We start from the raw sequence: 23,825 nt of genomic DNA on the forward strand, positions 1-23,825 counted from the left end.
GCGCGATGGCTTGTCGCGAGTTGTGATGCCACCTTGGCGCGGCGTTCGCAGAAGCACACGACGCGAACACAAGGCATAATTCCAAGACAAAACGCATTGCATTTTCTCCAACCAAGCCCTGTTGTATGTGGTGCGCGCGCTGCTCCTTGCTTTCACATTCGAACGGTGGTTTTGGCTTATCGCGTTGGTTGGCACACCGCAGCGACATGTCCGGAGCACGAGTAGAACGGAATTCGTCCCACTCGGGGGCCGACCGCCGCCTTTGACCCAAAGCGGAAGTGCTTCCTATGAGGGGACCGGAACAGACGCAGGCCACCAAGCAGCCGTATGTCATGTCATATCGACGCTACCTTCATGATATCCAATGTTCCGCGAAAGATCATCTCGACTGCAACGTAGAGAATGACGGCCAGGCCGACGTAAGCAATCCATCGATGATTTTGCAGAAGGCGCGCAATAAGAGAAGCGGCCACGCCCATCATCGCAATGGAAAGCCCCAACCCGAAAATCATGACCACTGGATGCTCTCGTGCCGCCCCTGCGACGGCCAGGACATTGTCAACCGACATGGAAATGTCGGCCGCAATAATCTGCCAACTCGCTTGGACGAGTGTCTTGCGGGGCTTGTTTCCTGCAATTGCTCCAGCAGTCTCCTTCGCACCCATAGGATTTGTGGAGGATGCGCGCAACTCTCGCCACATATTCCAACACACCCACAACAGCAGGATCCCGCCAGCGAGCAGGAGGCCGACGATTTGGAGGATTTGCGTCGCTAACCCGGCAAACAGCATGCGCAGTATCGTCGCCGCAACGATTCCGATCAAAATCGCCTTGACTCGTTGCGCCTGAGGAAGTCCCGCTGCGGCAAGTCCGACGACGACGGCGTTATCGCCAGCGAGCACAAGGTCGATCAGAACGACCTGCAACAATACGTTCAAGACATCTGAGAAATCCAACACGCGTCGCACTCCCCCGTGCCGGGAGAAATGGCCCGCTCTCAGCGCGGATTTTTGGTGGTTGGTATGTGTCTAATCGGTTCACCGATGCGTGTCGCAGTCCCGTGCCGCAGACAAAACGGGGCCGCTCTAACTCAACTCTAGTTCGACGTCGCCGGCTGTCAGGGGGCTTGGTGACTGTCTCCCACAGCCGGCGTGCCCGGATGTTGTTCGACCGGTTGCTCGAAAAACAGTGCCACTTGATCCGGTTCGCCAAGAATCGCCGCAGCGCAGCCCATCATGGTGAATGCACCGGCAATATCCCAAAGCGTTACATTTTCTAACGTTTCATTTTCTGAAGTTGCCCGAGCAAAGAGCGCTGTGACGATCGCGTCCAAGAAAAGCAGAATGCTGAGCGCAGGCAAGACGAGTTGGACATCCAGGAAGTACATCATCAGGAATGCGGGAGCTGCGACCAGGATGCTCAACAGCGCGAATATGCAGAATGTGTCCCGCCAAGGAGCATTCCTGTTTGTCCAACTTGCATGAGAAGCGATCATTTTGTCCTCCTGCATAGGAGTGTCTTCCAGCGCCGCAAATTACTGAACTACTCTGGCCTAGATGCACCGTTTTCCGACGTCTCCCCGATCAATGTTTTGTCCTATGCCGCCGAGTCTCGATCAGCGTAATAGCGCCGGCCGCCACCACGGCAATAATAACGACGGCTGCAAGCGTCTCGACGGACGCCAGGGTCCCGGACCATTTGTCCCAAAGCTCAATCATATGCTTGCCTCTCGCGAGAGCGCACCCACGATCGATAAAATCCACTCTCTAAAAAGACGAACCTTTACGATCAGAAAAACAATGCTACCCATCGTCGCGCGCTTTTTGACCGCGCGGCAAGGTGACTTATGCGGAACCGATACGGAGGCCGCTTGGACGCCCGTATATCGCGTGCGCTCCGGATCACGGCGACACGCCACTGGATCGCAGAGGACTTCCGCCCGTCGTCGGTCAGCTGCGCCAGGTAGCGGACATAAACGGCGAACGCGAGCGATCTGTCAGCCGCGGCACCGGGATGTCGGCTTGTGGCCCACCATGGAAGTGGCGGCGCACCTCACTGAGGTCCGCTTACCGAGGCATGGCAGACAAGATTTGCTCGGGTTGAGTTCTTCGCATTTTGACCCATTGCGGAAGTGGTCAGCTTCAAGGGGAGCGCCCTAAACCTTCGTATCGTTCCGTCACCCTCTAGATGCCGGACGATTACCTACGTTCAATTGAGCTGCTGATCGTGATCGTCTTAGGCTGCATGCGTTGGAAAGGCGCACAGGGTCATCAAGTTGCGACAAGGATGATCGACAAACAGCTGCGATAAAGCCAAGAGGAGACTACAATGCTCAACTGCTCCGAAAGCATTAAATCTGGCAGTGCTGCGCGATGCGCTGTTTGTGAAGGCAAGTTTGGTCTCGTCCGGCACCACTCGTGGCGAACGCCTCTTTGTTCCAAGAAGTGCGTCGATCGCTTTAGAGCTCGCAGGGGCAGTGACCGCAATTGGGTGGGCTGGCTCCAGATCACCTTCAACCAGCTGCCAAAGCGCGCGAGGGCTTTGTGATGGTCCAGATCTCACAGCGAGCCGAGGCATATCTAGAGACAGCACGGACTTTGCTCCGCGCCGCCCAAACCATGACCGACTCAGCGATTGCGGGTCAGCTTAAGGCCCTTGCCGACGACTACGAGCGGCGAGCTGAGAAAGCTTCGCATGTTGACGCGGCCAAAGCATTCGCCCCATCGGCTGCTAGCGCTGAACGCGAATGGCATGGATGACCGAGTGGGAGCTTCAAACATGTTCCTCGAATTCTGTACCATTGAAGCGCTGAACCTGCGCCCCGGTTCCAAGGAGCTAGAGGCATTCAACGTCGAGCGAGTGCGCGGATACCTCGATTGCAATCTCGGCTGCAAGAAGAAGAAAGTGATCTACGCGCTAGGCCTGCATCCGCGCACGGTCGCCAAGGCCATCAAGATCATCCGGGCAAAAGCCGATCGCAGCGACAGGACTCTGCAGTCATGATCAAGATCATCGCCGTGCTCTGCAATCTCTCCTCTCCGGCAAATTGCCACGGGCAGACCGTCACCACCTCGGACTTCGCAGACGTCTCGATGCAGTCCTGCCTGATGGGCGCGCCGCAGCTCGCCGAGTGGATGAAGCGGCATCCGGCAGAACGCCTAGCGGCCTGGCGTTGCGTGATCGGCACACAGGATGGCAGGGGAGCTTAGGGTTGAAAGCCACCTTCCCGGATGTGTTAAACCGCTTAATTCCAAAGGGTGCGATTACTGGCTGGGACCGCTCGATAATCACCCAAGGCCTGCCGATCGAGTAAGTCCTTGTTTGCGGTGCATAAGTCCGGAAGTGGCCCATCAGCGAAGTGGCGACGCCCTCACTATGGTCAGCTTAGTGGGCGCAGCGGACGAGATTTGCGTACGCTGAGTTTCCGTTTTTTCACCCAAGCGGAAATTACGCAACATAACCGATGAGGTGGTGCAATAGTCCGCCTGCGCAATGTTTGACGCGCGGTCCGTCCCGCAATGTTCTGGCGTCACGCAGGCTTGGTTGTGAACGCCGGAATGCGATTGCCAAGCCAAAGAAGCAGCGGGCAGGCGAGGATCATCGCGGCGCCGAAATCAAGAGCAGACGCTGCGCTACCGGCCCATTTGCCGATCGCGCCGGCGGCGGCGGGTCCGAGCATCATGCAGACATAGAAGACGGTAAAGAATAAACCCATGCCGATCGCACGTGTTCCCGGCTGCAGCACCTTCGCCGGCAGACTCATGATTGGACCTGCCGGCAGCCCGGAAATAGCGCCAAGCGCCATGACTATCGCTATCACTGCGCCGCTGCGCGGCAATATCAATAACAGTGAACCGAAGGCGACACAGCTGACTACGATAATTTGCTGCGGACGCCGGAATCGGTCAGCAAGGAAGCCTCCGAGGGGAACGGTCACGGCCGAGATCCATAAGACTATGCTGATGGCCGAACCTGCGGCCGCAATCGACCACCCGTGCTCGACTAGCATCGATGGTCCGAAGCTAAAGATCACTGCGAATCCAATGTTGAATAAGCCCCAGATCAGTCCCGCCGTGACGAGCGCCACGACGACACCACGGCCGAGGTGCTGACTTGCCGGTTGGGACTGCACAGTATCCGGTGGCGCGCGGTAGCAGATCCCGAGCAGCAGCATGCAGCTGCTGATGAAGGCGGCTACGCCGAGGTGCACAGCGCTGACGCCAAGGCGTGTGCCGAGCAGCGGCAGAAGCAGCAGCGACAGCGCGATGCCAACCGGCCAAGAATTGATAAAGATCGCCATTGCGGTTGCGGTTTCCTTTCCGGCGAACCAATCTGTCAACATCTTCGTGAGCACGACGCTCATCATCGCGGCACCGGCGCCGGCCACAAGTCGGCCTGTGATCTGCAACGGCCACGACGGCGCCAATGCCATCAGCACGCCACCGGCGAGCATGAGGGCAAGCGCGCCGAGTACGGTTGCCTTGTCGCCGAACCGCTGACCGAAGGCGCCACCGGGCAGTGCCAGTGCAATTCCGGGGGCATGGTAAAGGCCGATCAGGATGCCGACGTCAGCAATGCTGAATACAAGTTCGCGTGACAGCAACGGCGCGACTGCACCAAGGCTCGAAAACTGTACGGCCATGGTGGCACGCACAAGGAAGAGAACGGTGAGAATGCCCCAGCGGTTATTCAACATGGCGCCCCTCGTGCAAGAACAGCATGCGCGGTTCTCGGATTAAATCAAGACGCAGTTGTACCCCTGTGGGTTCATCGGGATAATCAACGGCGCGAACATCGGCCGGCAACTAGGGTCGGCAAGAAAATTGCGGACGGCCCGCTGCCGCTACAGGTCTGCTTGTGGCCCGTAGCCGACTAGCTAGGGCGAGCTGGCCGTGTCCGGTTTCGAAGAGTCTAGCGGACACGCCTATCTCGCGGCCACCGGCTGTCAACCTTCGCCCCACACGCGCCAACGATGCGAGGATGCTACCGATCCGCACCAGCTAACGCTCAAAGCTGTGCTCGTCCGTGATCTGCTCGGAGCAGCAACGCGAAAATCAGCTGGACCTGAGGTGTGAGTGCTCACTGGCGCGAGCGCGGAAGCTTGGCGCACCATCCGGTATACGGCCAGTTCTTGATCATGTGGCGGCGAGGTCGGGCGCGCCGTGCTTCCACCAGATCGCGCCGCGCTCGCCGATGGCTCGCTTCGCCTTTTCGACCGCCCAATGAGCCGTTTCTTCCGCTTCAATATTCTTGCGCGCCTTGGCATCGCCACCGCCCGCCTCGCGCTCTTAAGCCGCCGCACCAGGTCAGATCTCTCCTGCTCTCCCAGGGCCGAGTTTGCCATGTGCCAAAGGCGTCCGCGGACGACGAAATATCGGCCGTCAGGAGTCAACGGATCACGCCGACTTCCGCTGGCGACCGGCCGCCGGCTTCTTCGCCGCTTCCTTCGCTAGCTTCTTCCCGGCGATCGGCATCAGCAACTCCTTCTGGCCAGCCGTCGCCTTCTTCGCTTTCTTTGCCGGCTTTTTCGCTGCCTTGCTCTCCGCAGCTGTGCCGCCGACGCTCTTGCGCAAGGCGTCCATCAAATCGACGACGTTCTCGCCGCGCGGACGCTCCTTCGGGGTGATCGGTTTGCCGGCGCGCTTCTGGTTGATGAGCTCGATCAGCGCGGTCTCGTAGTGGTCCTCGAACTTCTCCGGATCGAAGCGCCCCGCCTTCTGATTCACGATGTGCCTGGCGAGATCGAGCATATCCTTGGTGACCTTCACGTCCTGGATCTCGTCGAAATACTCCTGCTCGCTGCGCAGCTCGTATGGATAGCGCAGCAGAGTGCCGACGAGGCCCTTGTCCATCGGCTCAAGCGCAATGATGTGCTCGCGGTTGGTCAGCACCACGCGCCCTATCGCGACCTTATCCATCTCACGGATGGTCTCGCGGATGACCGCGAACGCGTCGTGCCCGACCTTGCCGTCGGGGCGGATGTAATAGGGGCGGATCAGGTAGCGAGGATCGATGTCGGACTTGTCGACGAACTCGTCGATCTCGATTGTCCGCGTGGATTCCAGCGCGATCTCTTCGAGCTCTTCCTTGGAGACCTCGATGAACTGGTCCTTCTCAAGCTGGTAACCCTTAACGATGTCCTCGTTGGGCACCTCGTCGCCGGTGTCGGCGTCGACCTTGAGGTACTTGATACGGTGGCCAGTCTGGCGGTTCAGCTGGTTGAAGGAGATCTTCTCGCTCTCGGACGTGGCTGGATAGAGCGCCACCGGGCAGGTGACGAGCGACAGGCGCAGGAAGCCTTTCCAGTTGGCGCGAGGGGCCATCAACGCGGTACTCCGAACAGGGCGGCGGGTGGATTCAAGGCGATCGGCCGACCATGGTTCCGACCTCACCGGTCGACCGTCTGTGTGATTTTTCGAGAGCCGGACTCGACTCTCTTGTTCTTGATATGTTCTAATGCCAAGCATGAACGACCGCCCCGCGAGCTGGCGCATGCCCACACCTAAGCAGATGGAAAAAATGGCCGCTGCCATCAGCAGGAAGGCCCCTCCCCGCGGCGGACCGGGGCCGGGGGACGATCTGCCGCCGGAATACTGGCAGGCGCTCTTGGACGACGGGGGCGTCGACGCTCGCCGTCTGAGCGCGAGCGCGTCCGGACGGATGCTGCGGCTGGACCAAATTCCCCAGCATTTACTGAGAGTGGGCTGCCGGCGCTGCGGCCGGACCGTCGAGATCCAGAAGGCCGATGCCGCCCGCCTGTACGGTCCGGACGCGGTCTGGAGGGACGTCGGGCAGCGCCTCTTGGACAACATCTGCACTCAGCGGACTGGGCGCCATGAGGAAGACGGCTGCTGGCCGTCGTTCGATACCTGACGGGTCCGGAGCCCGGGCGATGGCGCCGAAGTATCACCCGACGCCCCTCTCCGGAGGCGACCGCAAGGCCCTCAACAAGGAGCTCGGCCGCGCCCGGGCCATGACCATGATCCTTGCGACGCAGGCCGCCGATGCCAGAGCCAGGGGCGAGGCACTGATCCGGACCGCGGACAAGCTGCTGTGCGAAAGCTGGAACGAGCGCCTGTGGGCCGACGGCGAGCCGATCGCCCCCTCGCCGACTGTCGACCAGGCCGTGAACGGCGGCTATAGCTGGCTGAAGATCGAGTGCTCGCGCTGCAAGACGCGGCGGAACGTCGAGCTCGCCGAACTTTCCCACCCTCCGACGACCTTCGTCCACGACCTGGCCGGCCGGCTCCGCTGCAGCAAGTGCGCCAAGGCCAACCGCCGCCCATCGGCGACACTGCTGCAGTTGGCACAGCGCGGTCGCCATCCGGATCCGGGGACCTGAATGTGTAATCTCTATTCGATCACCACCAATCAAGCCGCGATCAGCGCGCTATTCCGGGTCGTCAACCGCTACGTCGGCAACCTCGCGCCGATGCCCGGGGTGTTTCCGGACTACACGGCGCCGATCGTCCGGACCGGCGCCGACGGCCGCGAGTTCGCGCTGGGGCATGCCGTCGTCGTCGAAGGCGCTGATGGATGCCACCAAGAAGCGTGCCGAGAAGCTGCAAGCGAAGGGTAAGACCGTCGATTTCAAGGAATTGCTGCGGATGGAGCCGGATTCCGGCACGACCAACATCCGCAACGTGAGGCAAACATTGGACGCGGTGGCTGGGTCCGGAGCACCGCTGCGCGGTGCCGTTCAACTCGTTCAGCGAGTTCAACAAAGCCGAAGGCGGCGACGTCTGGTTCGCGCTCGACGAGACCCGTCCGCTCGCCTGCTTCGCCGGCATCTGGACCAACTGGACGTCGGTCCGGAAGGTCAAGGAGGGCGAGACCACCAACGACCTTTACGCGTTCCTGACGACCGAGCCGAACGTCGAGGTCGGCGCCGTGCACCCGAAGGCGATGCCCGTGATCCTGACAACGCGCGACGAAGTCGAGACCTGGATGACCGCCCCCGCGGACGAGGCCCTGAAGCTGCAGCGCCCGCTTCCGGACGGGGCGCTCAGAATCGTCGCCCGCGGCTCGAAGGAAGCCCCCGCGGCGGGAAGGTAGCGTTCTGCACGCGCGGCGGGAACAGGTGGACAAGCCCTGGCGCTCTCGATTGCGAATCCCTGCTCCGTGCTAACCGCTCGGAACAAGCAGGTGGGCAGAAGGATTCGTCCTCGCAGGAGTGATCTGGATGCTTATGACGAAGGAACGACGGCCGGCGGTACAGACGCTGCGAGGCTGGGCGATCAACGTGTTGCAGGACGCCGGCGCGATCCACGAATGCGAGGAGCATGGCTGGGCCAAGGACAAAGCGGACCCTCACACCCGCGGACGCGCCATCGATCTCGCTCGGCAGCGTCCTCCGTCCGGTCTTTCTCCGGGAACAAGCGGTTGCCGAGATCCGGGACGTCCTGGACTCGATCAGCGATACCTGCCCGGAATGCCAGCCGCTTAGCGGTCGACATGTGCCGGATCTCTCTCGCCTTTGGCGGACATAGATGCCGCCTCTTCGATAGCCGCCATCAAATCCGAGGTTGCGGACTGCTGGATCATATGCCCTGCTCCGGCGATACGTCGCAACCTGCTCTGCTCGACCTTGTCACGCAATCGCGCGGATTGCTCGAATTCGATCAAGCGGTCGTCCTCACCCGCGATTATGACGGTCGGCACTGTGAGTTCGCTGTAGGTTTTTGAAGCTGCAAGGGCGATGGGGACCATCATTGCGGCTTCTTCAGCGCTGGCGCGGAGTTGAGACGGCCGAACAGCCATCTCGACTGGAAAGCCGGCGAACTTCTCCGGGACGCTTTGCGGTCCGAATATCTTGCGCATGAGTCCGGGCCACATCAGTCGCGCGACGAGCGGCGAGATTGTGTTACTGACGATGTCCCCAAGCCCCGGTACCGCAGGCACGGACGGCGTGGCCAGATCGACCCTGGGATTCGGAAAGTAGTATCCGGACGCCAACACCAGCGCTTCGACGAACGAGGGGTGCCTTATGGCCAAGGCAATCGCCACCGAGGCTGCCCAAGAATGCCCGAGCACAATCGCTCCCCGGATGCCGAGTCGCTCGAGAGCCTTTTGGAATAAGTCCGCCTGTTCGTCCGGTCCCCAAACGATACTGCGGGGTCGCGAGCTGTGGCCAAAGCCCGGGCGGTCGAACGCGACTACCCTGTAATCCTTGGCAGCGAGGTCGATCAGGCCGCTCGATTGAAAATCCTGGATCATGCTCCCATTGCCGTGAAAAAGGACAAGCGGACGGCCGCTACCGCGTTCCATGTAGTGGAGCCGAACGCCGTCGATATCGATAAATCTGCCCTGCGGCGGATTCTCGCGTTCCGCCTTGCGCGCGAAATACCGGTTTACGAGCGCCGTCGCCGCCAGAAGAGCCGCTGCGCCCGCGACCATCGCGACCGCGGGCCGTCGCCGGAGCGCGGTCTGGAAATCAGACAAAAACGATGGAGAACTTGTGCGCTCTAGAGCCATGTGCGGTGCCTCGGGACGATCCGCACGATGACGTCGCCAGCGCGGAATGGAATGGGTGATCGGCAACACCCTTCGGCTTTCTACGTTCCTGCGCCGCTGGCCATAATACGTCGTAGCATCGAAGAAGGATTCACGATCATCTCGATCTGATTGCGCAATCACGATCACGAGCTTGGGGGTCGGGTGCGAGGTTGCTCGATATGCGAGAGGCCGGTACCCAGGGTTGAGCATTGTCTGATGTCCGGCGGCGCTTTGGTGCATAAGCGACGCGACTTTCCTGCTGAAGCCGTTTTCGCCGGCGACCTCCTCAAGCCTTTCGACAATAAATACCTTGAGCAGGTTACGGCCCAGCTTAGATGGTCCGACGCTTCGACCAGCCACCAATCCGTACACGAAGAGTACGATGATGGCGCAGACCTCGTCGAGACTCGGATTCGCCATCCGCCATAGCCGCCGCGGACGGCCGAAGCCGCGCAACGCTACTCCGCCCTGCTGGAACAACCCGCGATGGCGGCATAACTTAAACCAAATGGCCTCCGCAATCCCGGGGCGGCATGGTCGCTTCAGTCCTGTGCCACAGTGACAGCAAATGTCCAGTTCGCGCACGCCAAAGCAGCATCGGGAACCTAAAGTGTCTAGGAATTCCGGACTCTCCGCCGCGGCACGATGAAGAAGGGCGTTTCGCTGGCATTTTCGAGGATTGCTTAAGGGCAAATTGTGGGGCTCTGGCTCAAGGAATTCTTGCAAAGGAATTCCCATGACCTCGATTCCGCGTTCCGCCGCCACCTTATCAGGCCGCTTCGCCGGCGACGAGCGCGGCAACATCGCCGTGATCTTCGCCATCGCCCTGCTGCCGATCCCGTCATTCGTCGGCGCCGCGATCGACTATAGCCGGGCAGGCCGGGCTCGCACCGCGATGCAGGGCGCGCTCGATTCGGCCTCGCTGATGGTCGCCAAGAACCTGTCGGACGGCAAGATCACGACCGACCAGATTCCCACGGCGGGGCCGGCCTACTTCGCCGCACTGTACAACCGAGACCGACGTGCAGAGCGTCCAGGCGGCGGCGACCTACACCGCCAACAGCGGCGGGAAGGGATTGACGGTGGCGATGACTGCCTCGGGCGCGATCAAGTCCCAGTTCATGCAGATCGCCGGCTTCCCGACTCTAGGATTCGGCGTCTCCTCGACTTCGACCTGGGGCAGCAACCTGCTGCGCATCGCGCTGGTGCTGGACAATACCGGTTCGATGAGCGGCACCAAGCTCTCGAACCTGAAGACCGCGTCCAAGAACCTCGTCGACAAGCTCGGGGCGCTCGCCAAGACCCCCGGCGACGTCATGTTCTCCGTCGTGCCCTTCGCGAGCGCCGTAAACGTCGGTACCGATAAGGCCAGCGCCAACTGGCTGCGCTGGGACTTCTGGGATCCAAGATCGGAGGATGCCTCCGGCAACTCCTACTGCAGTTCCGGAAGAAGCTCCTGGTACACGAGGGCGATGTGCAAGGGGCACGGGTACACCTGGAGCCACTCCGTCGGTTCTCCTTCGACTTCGAACTGGAACGGCTGCGTCACCGACCGCGACTAGAGCTACGACGTCTCCGACGCGGCCCCCTCATCGCTGACCACCCAGTTCGTCGCGGATCAGGACCGTACTGCCCGGCCAAGATGCTGGCGCTGACAAGCACCTTCAGCACCGTCAAGAGCACCATCGAGGCGATGGTGGCGAACGGCGGCACCAATCAGACCATCGGGCTGCACTGGGGCTGGCTGTCGCTGCTGCGCCAGTCGCCGCTGAACGCCCCGGCCGAGGACGTCAACAACCAGTACCAGCACGTGATCATCCTGTTCACCGACGGACAGAACACAGTCAACCGCTGGAACGGCGACGGCTCCATGAGCACGTCCTCGACCGAGCGCGGAAAGATCGATACGCGGATGGAGACGCTGTGCGCCGCGGTCAAGGCCAAGAACACCACGATCTACGCCGTTCAGCTTGATGACGGCACCGGCGTGTCGCCCGTGCTGCCCAAATTCATGTTGACCACGCCGAGCGAGATTGACGCCGCGTTCGCTCAGATCGGCACCTCGATCTCGAAGCTGCGTCTCGAACTAGCCCGCAAGCGAAATAAGGTCGCTCTTGCGGGCCGACGCGTGAGCGCCAAGGCGATGTCGCTCGTTCAGTTCGAGACATGCCTGTCCGATCTGACCACGTCCGCTTGTCCGGCTAGACCGGAACGGAAGTCATCGCCTCACGGGCAAACCGACGCGATTGACCCGAGGCGGACAAAGGGCTTGCTGCCTCACGAAGATTGTCACCACCAGAACGCTTCACGCGTCTCAGTTTGCGGAGACAAGCTTTAACCCAATCACCCCTGCCACAATCAAAGCAATGCAAAACAACCGCGCCGGCGACGCAGAGTCGCCGAACACTGCGATACCTAGAACGGCAGTACCTGCGGCACCGATGCCGGTCCAGACGGCGTACCCCGTGCCGACTGGAAGTGTGCGGAGTGCCAATGAGAGAAGAACGACACTTGATAAGCCGGTGGCGGCCGCAAACAGCGCGGGTAGCAGCCGCGTGAAACCTGCGGACCACTTCATGCCAAAGGCGAATCCGATCTCGAGGAAGCCGGCGGCGGTTAACATTATCCATTCCATGGAGGCGATCCATCCGCGATCGCCAGGCACTACGGCTGGGCGGCGTTTGTAGGGGGGCCGGATGCGCATGGACGGATGTCCATGCGCTACATGTTTGCTCACTGGGGGTCCCTCAGGACTCGCTGACGGCGCGGGGAATCGAGCGGAATGAGATTCCAAATCGATTGAATGCGTTCATCAAGCCGATGGCATAGGTGAGGTCAGCCAATTCCTTGTCGCTGAATGCACTCGTCGCGGCCTCATAGTCGACCTCCGGAACCCCGGTTTCCGCCACTAGCGTCACGGTCTCCGTCCAGGCCAGCGCACAGCGTTCGCGCGCACTGAAGATCTCACCCGCGTCGCGCCACACAGGAACCAGCACGAGCTTGTCGACGGCGACGCCAGACTTGAGCAGATCGCGGGAGTGCATGTCGATGCAGTAGGCACAGCCGTTGATCTGAGAAACCCGTAGATACACGAGATCGACCAGTTGCTTTGGAAGGCCGCTCTTCTGAAGATGGACGTAGACACCTCCAAAAGCCTTGAAGCCTTCCGGCGACGCCTTGGCGTAATCGATGCGCTTGTTCATGATTGAATCCTCATCTGGTTGAGAGATTCGATCGTCTCGCATCTTGGCCTATCCAAGAAGGTCCATGATCGGCCTCCGTTGCTAGACCATCATTTTCCTGGTCCAGAGGTCCCTCTCAAGCGGCTGTCACATCATTTTCAAAATGCGCCCTCCGAGATTTTCGGCTGTACGCTGAGAATCAATATTCGTGAAACTCAAAAGTAGGGCTGAGGCACCATCGTTGCGCGCCGTCCAGTCCGTGAGCGCCTCGGCGTAAAGCTTCTGCTTCCGCATGCTTGCAACCAGCCGGCGGTCTGAACGATTGCCTCGCAGACGCAAGATCAGGTGCATGCCCCCGGGCTGCAAGTCTATGCGCACATATTTTCCGAGCACGCTTTCCAGGCCAGCCGCGGTCGCTTCCCGGCGCTCGGCATAGAGTTTCCGCATTCGCTGGATATGGCGGGCAAAATGTCCTTCGCTAATGAATGCAGTGACGATGGATTGCGTGAGCCCGGGGCAGCCAGCCGAAAGGCTTTCAGTGACCTGCTCAAACAGCTCGACTTGCTCTTCCGGCACTACGAGATAGGCAAGCCGCATACCCGGAAAGAGCACCTTGCTGAACGTGCCCGCATAGAGCACCCGCCCATCGCGGTCGAGGTTCTTCAACGCAGGGAGCGGGCGGCTGACATAGCGGTATTCGCCATCGTAATCGTCTTCGATGATCCACGCCTTGTTTCGCGCGGCCCAATCCAGTAGCGCAAGACGTCGGGGTAACGACAAGGACATGCCGAGCGGGCTCTGATGCGCAGGCGTGACTACCGCTGCGCGCGCCAGGGGCGCCAGCTTGACCGCGTCGGAAACAACCATGCCCTGCCCATCGACAGGGACCAAGACGCTTTCAACATGCATATACTTGCATATCTCTCGCGTGGGCGGGTATCCGGGGTCTTCGAGCCAGACGCGATCGCCCGCCTTGAGCAGGGCGTTGCCGATCAGCTCGACGGTTTGGCGATACCCCGAGGTGATGAACACCTGCGATGCAGTGCAGTTGATGCCGCGCGAGACCTGAAGGTATCTGGCGACTTCCGCGCGCAGCAAAGGTAAGCCTTGGACAGGAGGATGGATCATATCGGAAGGCTGCATGGCGCGCGCACGGCGCGCGGTAAGGCGCGCCCAAATCTTTCTTGGAAACGCATCCAGGGCAGGCAAGCCCATCTGAAAGGGTAAGATCGTATCGGGACGAAAACTGAGAGCGTCCGGAGCGAAGTCCAAAGGCGGCGCTGGGCTTGCCATGAGCGTACGCGGCTTGAGGTCCGGGCTTACAATGGTGCCTGCCTGGCCGCGTGCCTCGATTAACCCCTCCGCGGCCAGCAAGGAATAAGCGGTTTCGATGGTACCTCTGGCGAGTCCCAATTCCCCGGTCAGTGCCCTCGCCGAAGGAATGCGGTCGCCGGGCTTCAACATTCCATTGGCGATCGCGTCCCGGAACCGTTCGTAAATCTGGCGGTAGAATGGCTCGGTCGCCGTCGGATCCAGCGGAGAGATCCTTCCAGGCGTGGCGGCAGACATGGCCCGATCCGATCTTTTCCATGAAGGAAACCACTATGCCACAACGGTTCGGATGGGTCTCCAGTTCTCGCAGGACTCCAGCAGTCTAGCCCAGCGCGGGGGCATATCATGGACCAGTCGCAAAGCTCCTTCATGGTCCTTGGATGCAGGCCTCCATTGCTTATCGTTCATGATCCGAGTTCAAACAGCAGCGATCGGATAGTCAATGGAGAAGATACTGCATTTGATTTGCAGCCCCCGGGGGCGGGCATCGGAGAGTTACAGGCTATCTCAGAAAATCATCGGCAATTTGCTGGATAGCGAGCCCGCGGCAACCGTCATCATTCGAGCCATCAGCGACGCCATCGCCGATCTCGATGAGCGTTACGCAACTGCTCTCGGTGGGACCGAGCGATCGTGCGCGGAACTATTTGCCGAGGGCTCGATGTCGCGGTCCGAAGAGTTGATCCAAGAGTTGGAGAGCGCCGACTGCGTGGTCATCGCAACTCCAATGCATAACTTCACCGTGCCAGCCGCTCTCAAGGCGTGGATTGATCACGTCGTTCGGGTCCGTCGAACTTTCGACGTGACTGCCCAAGGAAAAGTGGGGGCGCTGCACGACCGGCCGGTCTTTGTCGCAGTGTCCTCGGGCGGGCGATTTTCCGGCGAGCGCACGCATCAGCCCGATTTTCTCACGCCATATCTTAAAGCTATCCTCGGCAGTATCGGGCTGCATGATCTGACGTTCTTCTCCGTCGAGGGGTCCGCCCTTGGTGCTGATGCATTGGCCATAGCCCGGGCCACGACCGATCAAGCGATACAGGAGTTCTTTCTCCGTTTCGCATGCACTTCAGCGGTGGCGTTTCGGCAAGCTGTGTGAGCGGCCGACGGCCGTCGATTTCAATCACAGTTCTCGGAGAAACAACATGACGGTCGTCAAAGCCGCTGCCGTACAGATCAGCCCCGTGCTCTACAGCCGGGAAGGAACAGTGCAAAGAGTAATCCGAAAGATCGCCGAGCTCGCCAGGCTGGGGGTCCAGTTCGCGACGTTTCCGGAAACAGTGGTACCATACTATCCCTATTTCTCGTTTGTGCAGACGCCCTTCGAGATCAGGACAGGCAAGGAGCACCTCAGGCTGCTCGATCAAGCCATAGCGGTACCCTCAGCCACCACAGAAGCCATCGGCGAGGCTGCGAGGCAGGCCACGATGGTGGTGTCGATAGGCGTCAACGAACGCGACGGCGGCACGCTCTACAACACGCAATTGTTGTTCGACGCAGACGGCACCTTGATCCAGCGCCGGCGCAAGATCAGTCCCACTTTCCATGAGCGCATGATTTGGGGCCAGGGCGATGGTTCCGGGCTGCGCGCAGTGGATAGCGCCGTCGGCCGTGTCGGCCAGCTGGCATGCTGGGAGCACTACAATCCGCTGGCGCGCTATGCCCTTATGGCTGACGGCGAGCAAATCCATTCAGCCATGTACCCGGGTTCGTTCGCCGGTGATCGCTTCGCCGAGCAGACACAAGTGAATATCCGCCAACACGCCCTTGAAGCGGGCTGTTTCGTCGTCAACGCAACAGCGTGGCTTGATGGCGAACAGCAAGCGCAGATCATGAAGGACACCGGATGCAGCATTGGCCCGATTTCCGGCGGCTGCTTCACTGCAATTATTTCACCCGAAGGTGAATTGATCGGTGAACCCTTGCGATCCGGCGAAGGCCACGTGATTGCCGATCTCGATTTCTCGATGATCGATCGCCGCAAGCAGATGATGGACTCGCGCGGCCACTACAGTCGACCGGAACTTCTCAGCCTGGCTATCGATCGCACAGCGGCGTCCCACTTCCATGAACGCGGTACGCATCCTCTGCCGATCATCGCGGGGCCGGTTGATGAAGATAGCGTCAAGGCGGCATAGTGCTGCTGGCCATTCCGAGAGGATGCGTTCTTTGGACTTCCGGGCCGCAAACCCGTTGTGCTGATATCAAAGCCCGCAACGATACGGCCACTACCACCTGCGCCGATGCCAGTCAGTCCTCTTACCACGCGCCAGTTCAATCGCGCCTGCCATGCGGCTGCCCACATGGCCGGGATCGACAAGCGGGTATCTCCGCACACACTCCGGCACAACTTTGCCACCATCTTCTGGAACAGAACATCGATATCATAGTGATCCAGGTGCTGCTCGGCCACGCCAAGCTCGATACCACGGCGCTCTACACCCGCCTCGCCACCAAGACGATCCGCGAGATCATGAGCCTGCGCGATCACATCATGGGCCAAGCTCAAGGAGGCCGAGCCACCCGCCTGACGTGCGGCTCGCGTGCCGCGCCCAGCGCTGGAGGTCGCGGATATTTTCCGCGACCGTGGACCGGCATGGCGTCAAGCCAACGCCGGCCATGTGAGCCTCGGCCAGCTCAAGGTCACGTCAGCCATCGAGAGCTGCCGCAGGGCATCGCTCGGGGGACATGTCGAGCGATACGAGGATTGTGTCCACACCCAGATCGCCTACAACGCTTGTCGCAATCGGCATTGCCCGAAGTGCCAGGGCGCCGCGGCGAAGCAATGGCTCGCCGAGCGCGAGGCCGATCTGCTGCCCGTGCTGTACTTCCATGTCGTGTTCACGCTGCCGGCGGGCATCGCCGACATCGCCTACCAAAACAAGGCCGTCATCTACGACCTGCTGTTCAAGGCCTCGGCCGAAACGCTGACCACGATCGCCGCCGATCCAAAGCATCTGGGCGCCCGCATCGGCATCACCTCCGTGCTGCACAGCTGGGGGCTCGGCCATGACCCATCACCCGCACGTCCACATGATCGTACCGGGCGGCGGCATCTCGCTCGATGGCGAGCGCTGGGTGGCGTGCCGCTCCGGCTTCTTCCTGCCGGTGCGCGTGCTCTCGCGCCTGTTCCGCAGGCTGCTCCTGGAGAAGCTCATCGCGACCCACAAGGCCGGCCGCCTGTACTTATTCGGCAATCAAACGCCACTTGCCGATGCGCAAGCCTTCGCGGCTCACCTCGCACCGCTGCGCAACGCCGAATGGGTGGTCTATGCCAAGCGTCCGTTCGGCGGTCCCGAGGCCGTGTTGGCCTATCTGTCGCGCTATACACACCGCGTCGCCATCGCCAACAGCCGCCTGATCGCCCTCGACCAGCACGGTGTCACCTTCAGATGGAAGGATTACCGCGTCGAGGGCCGCGGACGACAGAAGATCATGATCCTGGCCACCGGCGAGTTCATCCGCCGCTTCCTCATCCACGTGCTGCCAAAGGGCTTCAACCGCATCCGCCATTACGGCCTGCTGGCGCGGGGCGCTTGCGCCGGCAACATCGCACGCGCCCGCGAGCTGCTCGCCATCAAAAAACGTGAGGATGCGCCCACCGAGACCATCGCCGACGCCGACAAGCCGCGGTGTCCATGCTGCGGCGGCCGTATGATCCTCATCGAGCTCTTCGTGCGCGGCGAGACACCGCGCCATTCGCCAGCCGCTCCAACCCGCGCCATCAGGATCGACACCTCATGACCACACAACGGCGGTTCTGCAAAACGATCATCTTGCCCGCCGCTCATCGAACGGCCACCGCGGAGTGCATCCAAATGTTCTGCTATCGTCCAATCCGCCGACAATGCTGCGAGTTAGACGCCGCCAACCACTCAGTCGCCGCCGCGCCACCGCCCCGCAGTTCGCTGCATCGGTTCGAACTCAATCGGCCAACTCGCCTGCGGCGCTCAAATCCCCATAGAGCCTGCCGCGCCATTCCCGCCCACCATGCGCGGTTTCCCTCCCCTGGAGGCTTTCGGACGCCGGCCCCGTGCACGCCGCCCCACCGTCATGGGGCCGGCATCCAAAACCCTTCACATTTGCGGACGTCCTAGGACACCGCCGCTGCCATCGGAACCCGATCAAGCGACTCAGGTTGAAAGGGACGCATAGACAATCTCGGATACTTGCAATGCATCCCGACAGGCCGACTTTTCTGGGCGTTGAGGCTTGTGACTTGACCAGCGCCCTGCCCGCGGCCGACGTGATCTTGTTTGGCGCTTCCGATGCCACGCCGTACGTTGTAGGTCAGACGAGCCATGCCGCCAAAGCGCCGGACTTCATTCGTCGCGCTCTGCGTCATTATGAGAGCGATCTCACCCGTTGGGATTTTGATCAAGAAGCGGAGCTGCTCACTCCAGCCAAATTGAAGGTCTTGGATGGTGGAAACTTGGTGACGGATCCCATGACACCTGAGAGCAATCGTGATGCCATCAGAACGACCACGCAAGCTGTCCTTTCGGCTGGCGCAGTTCCGATCCTGCTAGGCGGGGATGATTCAGTTCCGATACCTTTCTTCGAAGCATTTCGCAAAAGCAAAGGGCTAACGATCCTGCAGATTGATGCCCATCTTGATTGGCGTGATCAGCGAAACGGATCGGACTATACATTCTCAAGCACAATGCGGCGAGCCAGCGAATTGCCCTGGGTAAGACGCATCGTGCAGGTTGGTTTGCGCGGCATTGGCGGCTCTGGTCGTGCCGAATTTGACTGTGCAAAGGCGTGGGGCACCAAGATCGTCACAGCAAGAGATATTCGGCTTCATGGGATCGCAAGCGTTCTTGCAGAGATAGAGGACGATAGCGAGTGCTTGATTACCATTGATTGCGACGGTCTCGATCCATCAGTCATCCCAGGCGTGCTCATACCACAGCCAGGCGGTCTATCCTATTTTGACGTTGTCGATCTTATGCAGGGTGTCGCGTCAAAGTGCAGAATAGTTGGGCTCGACGTCGTCGAGTTCGTCCCCGAACGCGACGTGCAAAATCTTGGAGCGATTGCTATCTCGCGGATTATCTGCAATGGGCTAGGTTGTATTCGGCAACGAGCCGTATAACTGCTGCTCTTGACGCTTCCTCTGACCCCGCGAGAGGGCCATCCGTTTTGCGGTGCTGAGGTCGAGCAGATCAGTCCCTTCGGGGTGAACGTCGATCTCGCAGCTAATGTGCTGATCAAAAAAGTATGTGGCCATCGGCGGACAACAGTTCCGAGCACGCCGAGTCCTTCGCAGCCCACTTTAAGACGAAGCCCACCATCCCGCAGGAAATGGCTCCATCAAATCCACTGTAATGTGGTTGTCGTTCAGAGGCTCTGGGCTCGGATCCTCCGTCTTTTCCAGAAGCGCCGCGGCGGAAAGAACAAGCGACTGCGAAGACTCGGGCGAGTTCGAAGCCAGCCTTTTATTCTCGTTCAAATGTTGCTCCCCCGAATGCGTCGATCACCCGATAGAATTCGAAGGGCTCGCCTCCGTTCCTGCGCTCGAGCGATGTTGAGGGGAAGTGGCTTCCTAGCAACACTGCCTTGATGAGAAGAGACGTCTCTGGCGTAAACACCCGCGAAGCGCGCAAGCTGCGCCTCTATGGGAGCGCCAGAATCAGCCGCAATTGCTCCTTCAATTGGTCGATGGAAAACGGCTTGCCGATTGCGGGGGCATTCCTGAATTCCTCCTCCAGCGGCGGTCCGCCGTAGCCGGTGCTGAACAGGAAAGGAATCTTTCGGTCGCGCAAGATGCGCGCTACCGGGAAAACGAACTTCCCGGCCAGGTTGACGTCAAGCAAAGCTAGATCGAACGTTGCCCTGGTGGCAAGTTCGCACGCCTTCGTTACGTGGGCGGCCGAGGCGACCACTTTCAACCCCAATTCCTCGAGCATGTCTTCGATCATGAGGGCCACCAATCCCTCATCTTCGACCAGGAGAACCCTGGCGCCGGACAGCTCAACCATTGGACGATGCAGGCACAATGGGAAACACCATGCGGCAGCGGGTGCCCTCCGGCTCGAACACCAGATCGAACTCGCCGGCGAGGTCATGCTCGACGCAACGCTCCATCAGTCGCGTGCCGAAGCCGCGCCGCTTGGGTGGCGAAACCAGTGGCCCGCCACGTTCGCGCCACTCGCACTCCACCGTGTTGTGCGACAGTTCGTTCGGGCCAAGCCGCCAAGTGAGGGACACAGCCCCGTCTGGCACCGAGAGTGCGCCGTATTTTGCAGCGTTGGTCAGAAGTTCGTTGAGCACCATGGTGATGCTCAGCGCCGTTCGGGCGTCCAGATCGACGTGGGGCCCCTGCGTCGTCACGCGTCCGCCCGACACCGGAGCAACGATATCGTAGACCAGCCTTTCTAAAGGTGCCTCCTGCCAGTTTCGCCTGGTGAGCAGGTCATGCGCGCGGGCAAGCGCAAGCAGCCGCCCAGTGAACGTTGGCAGGAATTCCTGCAGGTCGGCGGCGTGGCGCGCGGTCTGGCTCGCGAGCGACTGCACGGTGGCCAGAGTGTTCTTCACACGATGGTTGAGCTCGTCAATTAAGACCTTTTGGGCGTTCTCGGCGCGCTTGCGCTCGCTGATATCGACCAGCATGTTGATGGCGCCGACCAGATTTCCCGCGGCGTCTCGCAGGGGCGTCGGATAAGGAATAAAGGGTACGCGTCTGCCGTCCGGGCGTTCGGCCACCGCTTCGGCACCGCGGACCTCACGGTTTTCGCGCAGCGCGACGGCCATCGGGCACTCATTGTGCGGCAGTGGCGTGCCGTCGGGCCAATAGAGTTTCCAGGTCACACACCATTCGTCGCCCGGCTGCGGCGTTCTGCCCGCCATCTCGACCGCCGCCCGATTGTAGAAATTGATGCGACCCTCAGCATCCGTCGTGTAAATGGCTGCTGGCAGCGCCTCGAGGAGATCGCGCATGCGTTGCTCGCCGTCGCGCAGGCGGTCCTCCAGTTGTTTGGTGGTGGTGACATCCTGGGCGACGCGCACGCCATAAAGGAATCGGCCTGCCGAATCCCGCACCGACGAGCTGAAAATGTCGAGATGGCGCACGGACCCGTCAGGCCGCAGTGCGCGCTTGCGAATCGTGTAGTTGTCGATGTCGCCACGGACCTGCCGCGCGTAGAACTCAGCGTCCTCGGTCTGGTCGTCGGGATGGGTGTAGTCGAAGAAGGTCATCCGCAACAGCTCGTCGCGCGAGCGCGCAGAGATGCGGCAGAGGGAATCATTCACCCGCAAGAAGCGGCCGTTCTCGTCGGTTTCGGAGATGCCGACGCTGGCGGCCTCATAAGTTGCCGCGAGCCGGGCTTCACCAGCTCGGCGCGCCTCTTCGGCAGCATGCAGTTCGGTGACGTCAATGGTGAAGCAGCGCGTGTTGACGAACTTGCCGTCCACAAAACGGCTGTTCGACGTAATCAGCGTGTGCTTGACAGAGCCATCACGCGCCCGCAGCCGCGCAGGGTAGCGATCGAGCGGCTCGCCACATGAAAGACGGTGAAGGATATCGCCGATCACCGGCGCGTCGACATGAAACTCGGCGACGTGGCGACCAATGTACTCCTCGCGCCTGTACCCAAGCAGATCCAACTCAGCTTTGTTGGCACGAAGGATAATCCCTTCTCCGCTGACGATATGAAGGCCCACCGCCCCATTATCGAAAAAGTCCTCCAGGTCCTGCGTCTTCCGGCGGACTTCCTCCTCGACCTGCTTGCGTCCGGTGATGTCCTGGAAGCAATTTATGGCGCCTTGGATGCGGCCAGCTTGATCGCGCAACGCCCGGATGTTGAGCAGGGCCGCGAAGCGAGAGCCATCCGGCCGCGCCATTATGACTTCGGCATTGCGCGTCGGCGTTCCCATACGAACCGCGGTGGCCATGGGACAGTCGGCATGGGCAAGCGGACTTCCATCGAGCAGGTGGAGCCGGTGTGAACCGCAAAAGCGCTCCTTCCTGACGATGTCAGGTGTTCGGCCCCACAATTCCACGGCCTCGGCGTTGTAGGCGACAAGCAGTCCATCGGCGTCACAAAGATAGACCGCGCCGGGAATGGCATCGAGCGCGGCGCGGCCGGCCGCGGCCAGCGCCTCGAACTCCGTGGGCCTTTGGCGGGCGGACAGCGGGAATTCTTCGACGTTTGACATGAGGCGCTCGGCTCTCGGGGCGAGAGGAGCGACGGCCCGATGCGAGCCTCGCCTATTGAAATGAACATGGGCGGACGCCCCTGCAGCCCGCCGAACCGCTGATAACTTAGCACGCGCCAATTGGTTCCCCCGGTACCCTCCTCATCGTCGCGTGCCCCTCCGATTTCGGCTACGGGTCAATCGCGTCGGTGCAGACCTCTACCAGTCACTTCCGGCCTACCCCGAACTGCGGTGGAACCGGCGCAGCTGGTCCGGAACGGGCCAACACCAGACTCATGCAGCGCGGCGGGCCTTCTATTCAATCACCTCGTCGGCACGTACCAGCAACGATGGCGGAACGGTGAGACCGAGCGCCTTGGCCGTCTTCATGTTGATGATGAGGACGAACTTTGTTGGCCTCTCTACCGTGAGGTCCATAGGCTTGGCGCCCTTGAGGATCTTGTCAACATAGTCGCCAGCGCGGCGGAATAGATCGGCTGTATCTGCCCCGTATACCGATAATCCTCCATTGGCATAATGTCGAAATAAATAATTTGCTGGCAGGTGATACTTAGCCGCGAGCGCGATGATCCGCTGTGCCTGGGCATAAGTGAGGGCATCGCCAAAATCAATGATCGCATCGGCGCGTTGGGCGACGGCCGAGGCAAAGGCAAGGTCGAGTTCTTCTGGCGTGGTCGCCGGAACGAGAGGCAGAGCCACGCCGAGGTTCCGGGCTATGCGGGGGATCTCTTCCGCGAAGTACAGGCTTTGCAGCGGATTGTCGGGGTTGACCAAAACAGCGATTTTGGATGCGCCGGGAACAAGTTCTCGAAGAATTTCGAGGCGTTTTGCAAAGAAGTCATCGGGAACATTGGTCGTCACGCCCGTAATGTTGCCACCTGGCCGCGACAGGCTTTGTACGAGGCCGAGGTGCACGGGATCAGCGACACCCACGAACACAACGGGAATAGTGGCGGTCGCAGATTTGAGCGCTATGGCTGCTTGCGGTCCCGGGGCAATCAGGATGTCGGGGCCGAGCGCCATCAGCTCGGCGACGGAATCGGTTAATCGATCTGCGGGTTGAGAAAACCGATATTCAATGGCCAGGTTTTTTCCCTCTATCCAACCTAGGCTTCGCAGCGCATCAAGGAACGCAAGCTCGGCTTGATTGAGGGCCTTCCCGCTTCCATCGCCGATGGCGAGGAAGCCGAGACGACGACGTTTACCCTGCCCGTGCGAAGGGCGTGGCGAAATGAACAGCGCTGCAGTTCCTGCAATGAACTCTCGCCGCTTCATTCCATCCTCTTAGCTGTCTGAGGACGACGACCAAACGACTATACCACCTGTTGACCATCGGTGCAGGTCACTTTCTGACCTCGACTGCTAACGCCCTCACTTCTGCTCCGGGTCACAAGCGGCGGTCGGACCCCGAGTGGGACGACTTCCGCTCTACCTCTCGCTCCGGACATGTCGCTGGGGTGTGCCAACAAACGCGATGGGCCGCTTCCGGACTCATGCAACGAATCTATTCGGTTGCGCTGCACCGGAGCGGAGCCGCCGTTCGGCCCGAGAGAATGTCCAGCAACATTAACTCGCCTGCCGGGACCGAACTCTAGTCATCCCAGCGGCTGCTGGCCCAATTTTGATGAGCGCGTCAACTATTGATCAGACCTGCGACCT

At 60.7% G+C, this 23,825-nt stretch carries 21 protein-coding genes and 4 pseudogenes; 14 read left to right on the forward strand and 11 right to left on the reverse strand.

Translation table 11 applies throughout. The features are described 5' to 3' along the window. Nucleotides 1-335: 335 nt before the first annotated feature. Both ACVWW3_RS22650 and ACVWW3_RS22655 read right to left on the reverse strand, forming a co-directional pair. Nucleotides 336-959: a YjbE family putative metal transport protein gene (locus ACVWW3_RS22650; protein ID WP_456648605.1), complete on the reverse strand. Its 624-nt coding sequence runs from the start codon at nt 957-959 to the stop codon at nt 336-338. A 158-nt stretch (nt 960-1,117) separates the two neighbouring features. After that, nucleotides 1,118-1,495 carry a hypothetical protein gene (locus ACVWW3_RS22655; protein WP_247347545.1) on the reverse strand — a complete coding sequence of 126 codons (378 nt, stop codon included), beginning with the start codon at nt 1,493-1,495 and terminating at the stop codon, nt 1,118-1,120. 1,283 nt (nt 1,496-2,778) lie between these two features. Between ACVWW3_RS22655 and ACVWW3_RS22660 the strand changes: the two genes are divergently transcribed. Next, nucleotides 2,779-3,003: a hypothetical protein gene (locus ACVWW3_RS22660; RefSeq protein ID WP_456648604.1), complete on the forward strand. Its 225-nt coding sequence runs from the start codon at nt 2,779-2,781 to the stop codon at nt 3,001-3,003. Continuing rightward, nucleotides 3,000-3,209: a hypothetical protein gene (locus ACVWW3_RS22665; protein WP_456648603.1), complete on the forward strand. Its 210-nt coding sequence runs from the start codon at nt 3,000-3,002 to the stop codon at nt 3,207-3,209. Before ACVWW3_RS22660 ends, ACVWW3_RS22665 begins: the two co-directional genes overlap by 4 nt. Nucleotides 3,210-3,529: 320 nt before the next feature. Here the strand turns inward: ACVWW3_RS22665 and ACVWW3_RS22670 are convergent, their stop codons facing one another. Together ACVWW3_RS22670 and ku are read right to left on the reverse strand one after the other, a co-directional pair. Next, complete coding sequence (locus tag ACVWW3_RS22670) at nt 3,530-4,696, reverse strand: MFS transporter (protein WP_456648602.1); 1,167 nt, start codon at nt 4,694-4,696, stop codon at nt 3,530-3,532. Between the two features lie 700 nt (nt 4,697-5,396). Next, on the reverse strand, nt 5,397-6,323 hold the full coding sequence (gene ku / locus ACVWW3_RS22675) for a non-homologous end joining protein Ku (protein WP_456648601.1): 927 nt from the start codon (nt 6,321-6,323) through the stop codon (nt 5,397-5,399). Between the two features lie 142 nt (nt 6,324-6,465). On the opposite strand from ku, the gene ACVWW3_RS22680 reads away from it, so the two are divergent. From ACVWW3_RS22680 to ACVWW3_RS22695, 4 genes and pseudogenes are all read left to right on the forward strand, one after another. After that, nucleotides 6,466-6,873 carry a hypothetical protein gene (locus tag ACVWW3_RS22680; protein WP_456648600.1) on the forward strand — a complete coding sequence of 136 codons (408 nt, stop codon included), beginning with the start codon at nt 6,466-6,468 and terminating at the stop codon, nt 6,871-6,873. 19 nt (nt 6,874-6,892) lie between these two features. Continuing rightward, nucleotides 6,893-7,342, forward strand: a complete 450-nt coding sequence (locus ACVWW3_RS22685; protein WP_354107570.1) for a hypothetical protein — start codon at nt 6,893-6,895, stop codon at nt 7,340-7,342. Continuing rightward, nucleotides 7,343-8,055, forward strand: a pseudogene (locus tag ACVWW3_RS22690) (SOS response-associated peptidase). 127 nt (nt 8,056-8,182) lie between these two features. After that, nucleotides 8,183-8,489 (forward strand): annotated as a pseudogene (locus tag ACVWW3_RS22695) (hypothetical protein). On the opposite strand, the gene ACVWW3_RS22700 reads toward ACVWW3_RS22695, so the two are convergent. Beyond that, a complete protein-coding gene (locus tag ACVWW3_RS22700) occupies nt 8,443-9,474 on the reverse strand; it encodes an alpha/beta fold hydrolase (protein ID WP_456649763.1) in 1,032 nt (343 codons plus the stop codon). The pseudogene ACVWW3_RS22695 and the gene ACVWW3_RS22700 sit on opposite strands and share 47 nt — an antisense overlap. Before the next feature lie 757 nt (nt 9,475-10,231). Here ACVWW3_RS22700 and ACVWW3_RS22705 point away from each other — a divergent pair. From ACVWW3_RS22705 to ACVWW3_RS22715, 3 genes and pseudogenes are all read left to right on the forward strand, one after another. After that, a pseudogene (locus ACVWW3_RS22705) lies at nt 10,232-10,369 on the forward strand (pilus assembly protein); the annotation flags it as partial. Nucleotides 10,370-10,517: 148 nt separating this feature from the next. Next, nucleotides 10,518-11,057 carry a hypothetical protein gene (locus ACVWW3_RS22710; protein ID WP_456672464.1) on the forward strand — a complete coding sequence of 180 codons (540 nt, stop codon included), beginning with the start codon at nt 10,518-10,520 and terminating at the stop codon, nt 11,055-11,057. Nucleotides 11,058-11,137: 80 nt separating this feature from the next. Continuing rightward, nucleotides 11,138-11,833 carry a hypothetical protein gene (locus ACVWW3_RS22715; protein ID WP_456672126.1) on the forward strand — a complete coding sequence of 232 codons (696 nt, stop codon included), beginning with the start codon at nt 11,138-11,140 and terminating at the stop codon, nt 11,831-11,833. On the opposite strand, the gene ACVWW3_RS22720 is transcribed toward ACVWW3_RS22715, so the two are convergent. The 3 genes from ACVWW3_RS22720 to pdxR form a co-directional block, all read right to left on the reverse strand. Beyond that, nucleotides 11,810-12,130: a DMT family transporter gene (locus ACVWW3_RS22720; protein ID WP_456648597.1), complete on the reverse strand. Its 321-nt coding sequence runs from the start codon at nt 12,128-12,130 to the stop codon at nt 11,810-11,812. The two genes, ACVWW3_RS22715 and ACVWW3_RS22720, sit on opposite strands and share 24 nt — an antisense overlap. Before the next feature lie 112 nt (nt 12,131-12,242). Then, nucleotides 12,243-12,698: a carboxymuconolactone decarboxylase family protein gene (locus tag ACVWW3_RS22725; protein ID WP_247352246.1), complete on the reverse strand. Its 456-nt coding sequence runs from the start codon at nt 12,696-12,698 to the stop codon at nt 12,243-12,245. Between the two features lie 126 nt (nt 12,699-12,824). After that, nucleotides 12,825-14,246 (reverse strand): MocR-like pyridoxine biosynthesis transcription factor PdxR, encoded by a 1,422-nt coding sequence (gene pdxR / locus ACVWW3_RS22730; protein ID WP_456648596.1) that lies wholly within the window; start codon nt 14,244-14,246, stop codon nt 12,825-12,827. A 205-nt stretch (nt 14,247-14,451) separates the two neighbouring features. Here pdxR and ACVWW3_RS22735 point away from each other — a divergent pair, with 205 nt between their 5' ends. The 5 genes and pseudogenes from ACVWW3_RS22735 (at nt 14,452) to ACVWW3_RS22755 (ending at nt 19,104) form a co-directional block, all read left to right on the forward strand. Next, nucleotides 14,452-15,105 carry an FMN-dependent NADH-azoreductase gene (locus ACVWW3_RS22735; protein ID WP_456648595.1) on the forward strand — a complete coding sequence of 218 codons (654 nt, stop codon included), beginning with the start codon at nt 14,452-14,454 and terminating at the stop codon, nt 15,103-15,105. Nucleotides 15,106-15,151: 46 nt separating this feature from the next. Further along, the gene (locus tag ACVWW3_RS22740) at nt 15,152-16,144 is read left to right on the forward strand and encodes a nitrilase-related carbon-nitrogen hydrolase (RefSeq protein WP_247352258.1); all 993 of its coding nucleotides are present in this window, start codon (nt 15,152-15,154) and stop codon (nt 16,142-16,144) included. A gap of 105 nt (nt 16,145-16,249) precedes the next feature. Beyond that, nucleotides 16,250-16,396: a tyrosine-type recombinase/integrase gene (locus tag ACVWW3_RS22745; RefSeq protein WP_456648594.1), complete on the forward strand. Its 147-nt coding sequence runs from the start codon at nt 16,250-16,252 to the stop codon at nt 16,394-16,396. 153 nt (nt 16,397-16,549) lie between these two features. Further along, nucleotides 16,550-17,750: pseudogene (locus ACVWW3_RS22750) on the forward strand (IS91 family transposase). Nucleotides 17,751-18,180: 430 nt separating this feature from the next. Continuing rightward, on the forward strand, nt 18,181-19,104 hold the full coding sequence (locus ACVWW3_RS22755) for an arginase family protein (RefSeq protein WP_456648591.1): 924 nt from the start codon (nt 18,181-18,183) through the stop codon (nt 19,102-19,104). Between the two features lie 520 nt (nt 19,105-19,624). Here ACVWW3_RS22755 and ACVWW3_RS22760 read toward each other — a convergent pair. From ACVWW3_RS22760 to ACVWW3_RS22770, 3 genes are all read right to left on the reverse strand, one after another. Next, nucleotides 19,625-19,990 (reverse strand): response regulator, encoded by a 366-nt coding sequence (locus tag ACVWW3_RS22760; RefSeq protein ID WP_247352249.1) that lies wholly within the window; start codon nt 19,988-19,990, stop codon nt 19,625-19,627. Beyond that, nucleotides 19,983-22,166 (reverse strand): PAS domain-containing sensor histidine kinase, encoded by a 2,184-nt coding sequence (locus tag ACVWW3_RS22765; RefSeq protein WP_456648590.1) that lies wholly within the window; start codon nt 22,164-22,166, stop codon nt 19,983-19,985. The genes ACVWW3_RS22760 and ACVWW3_RS22765 overlap by 8 nt, the downstream gene beginning before the upstream one ends. 294 nt (nt 22,167-22,460) lie before the next feature. Continuing rightward, on the reverse strand, nt 22,461-23,441 hold the full coding sequence (locus ACVWW3_RS22770; protein WP_456648589.1) for an ABC transporter substrate-binding protein: 981 nt from the start codon (nt 23,439-23,441) through the stop codon (nt 22,461-22,463). Nucleotides 23,442-23,825 lie beyond the last annotated feature (384 nt).

This window comes from Bradyrhizobium sp. LM2.9 (genome assembly GCF_054056555.1).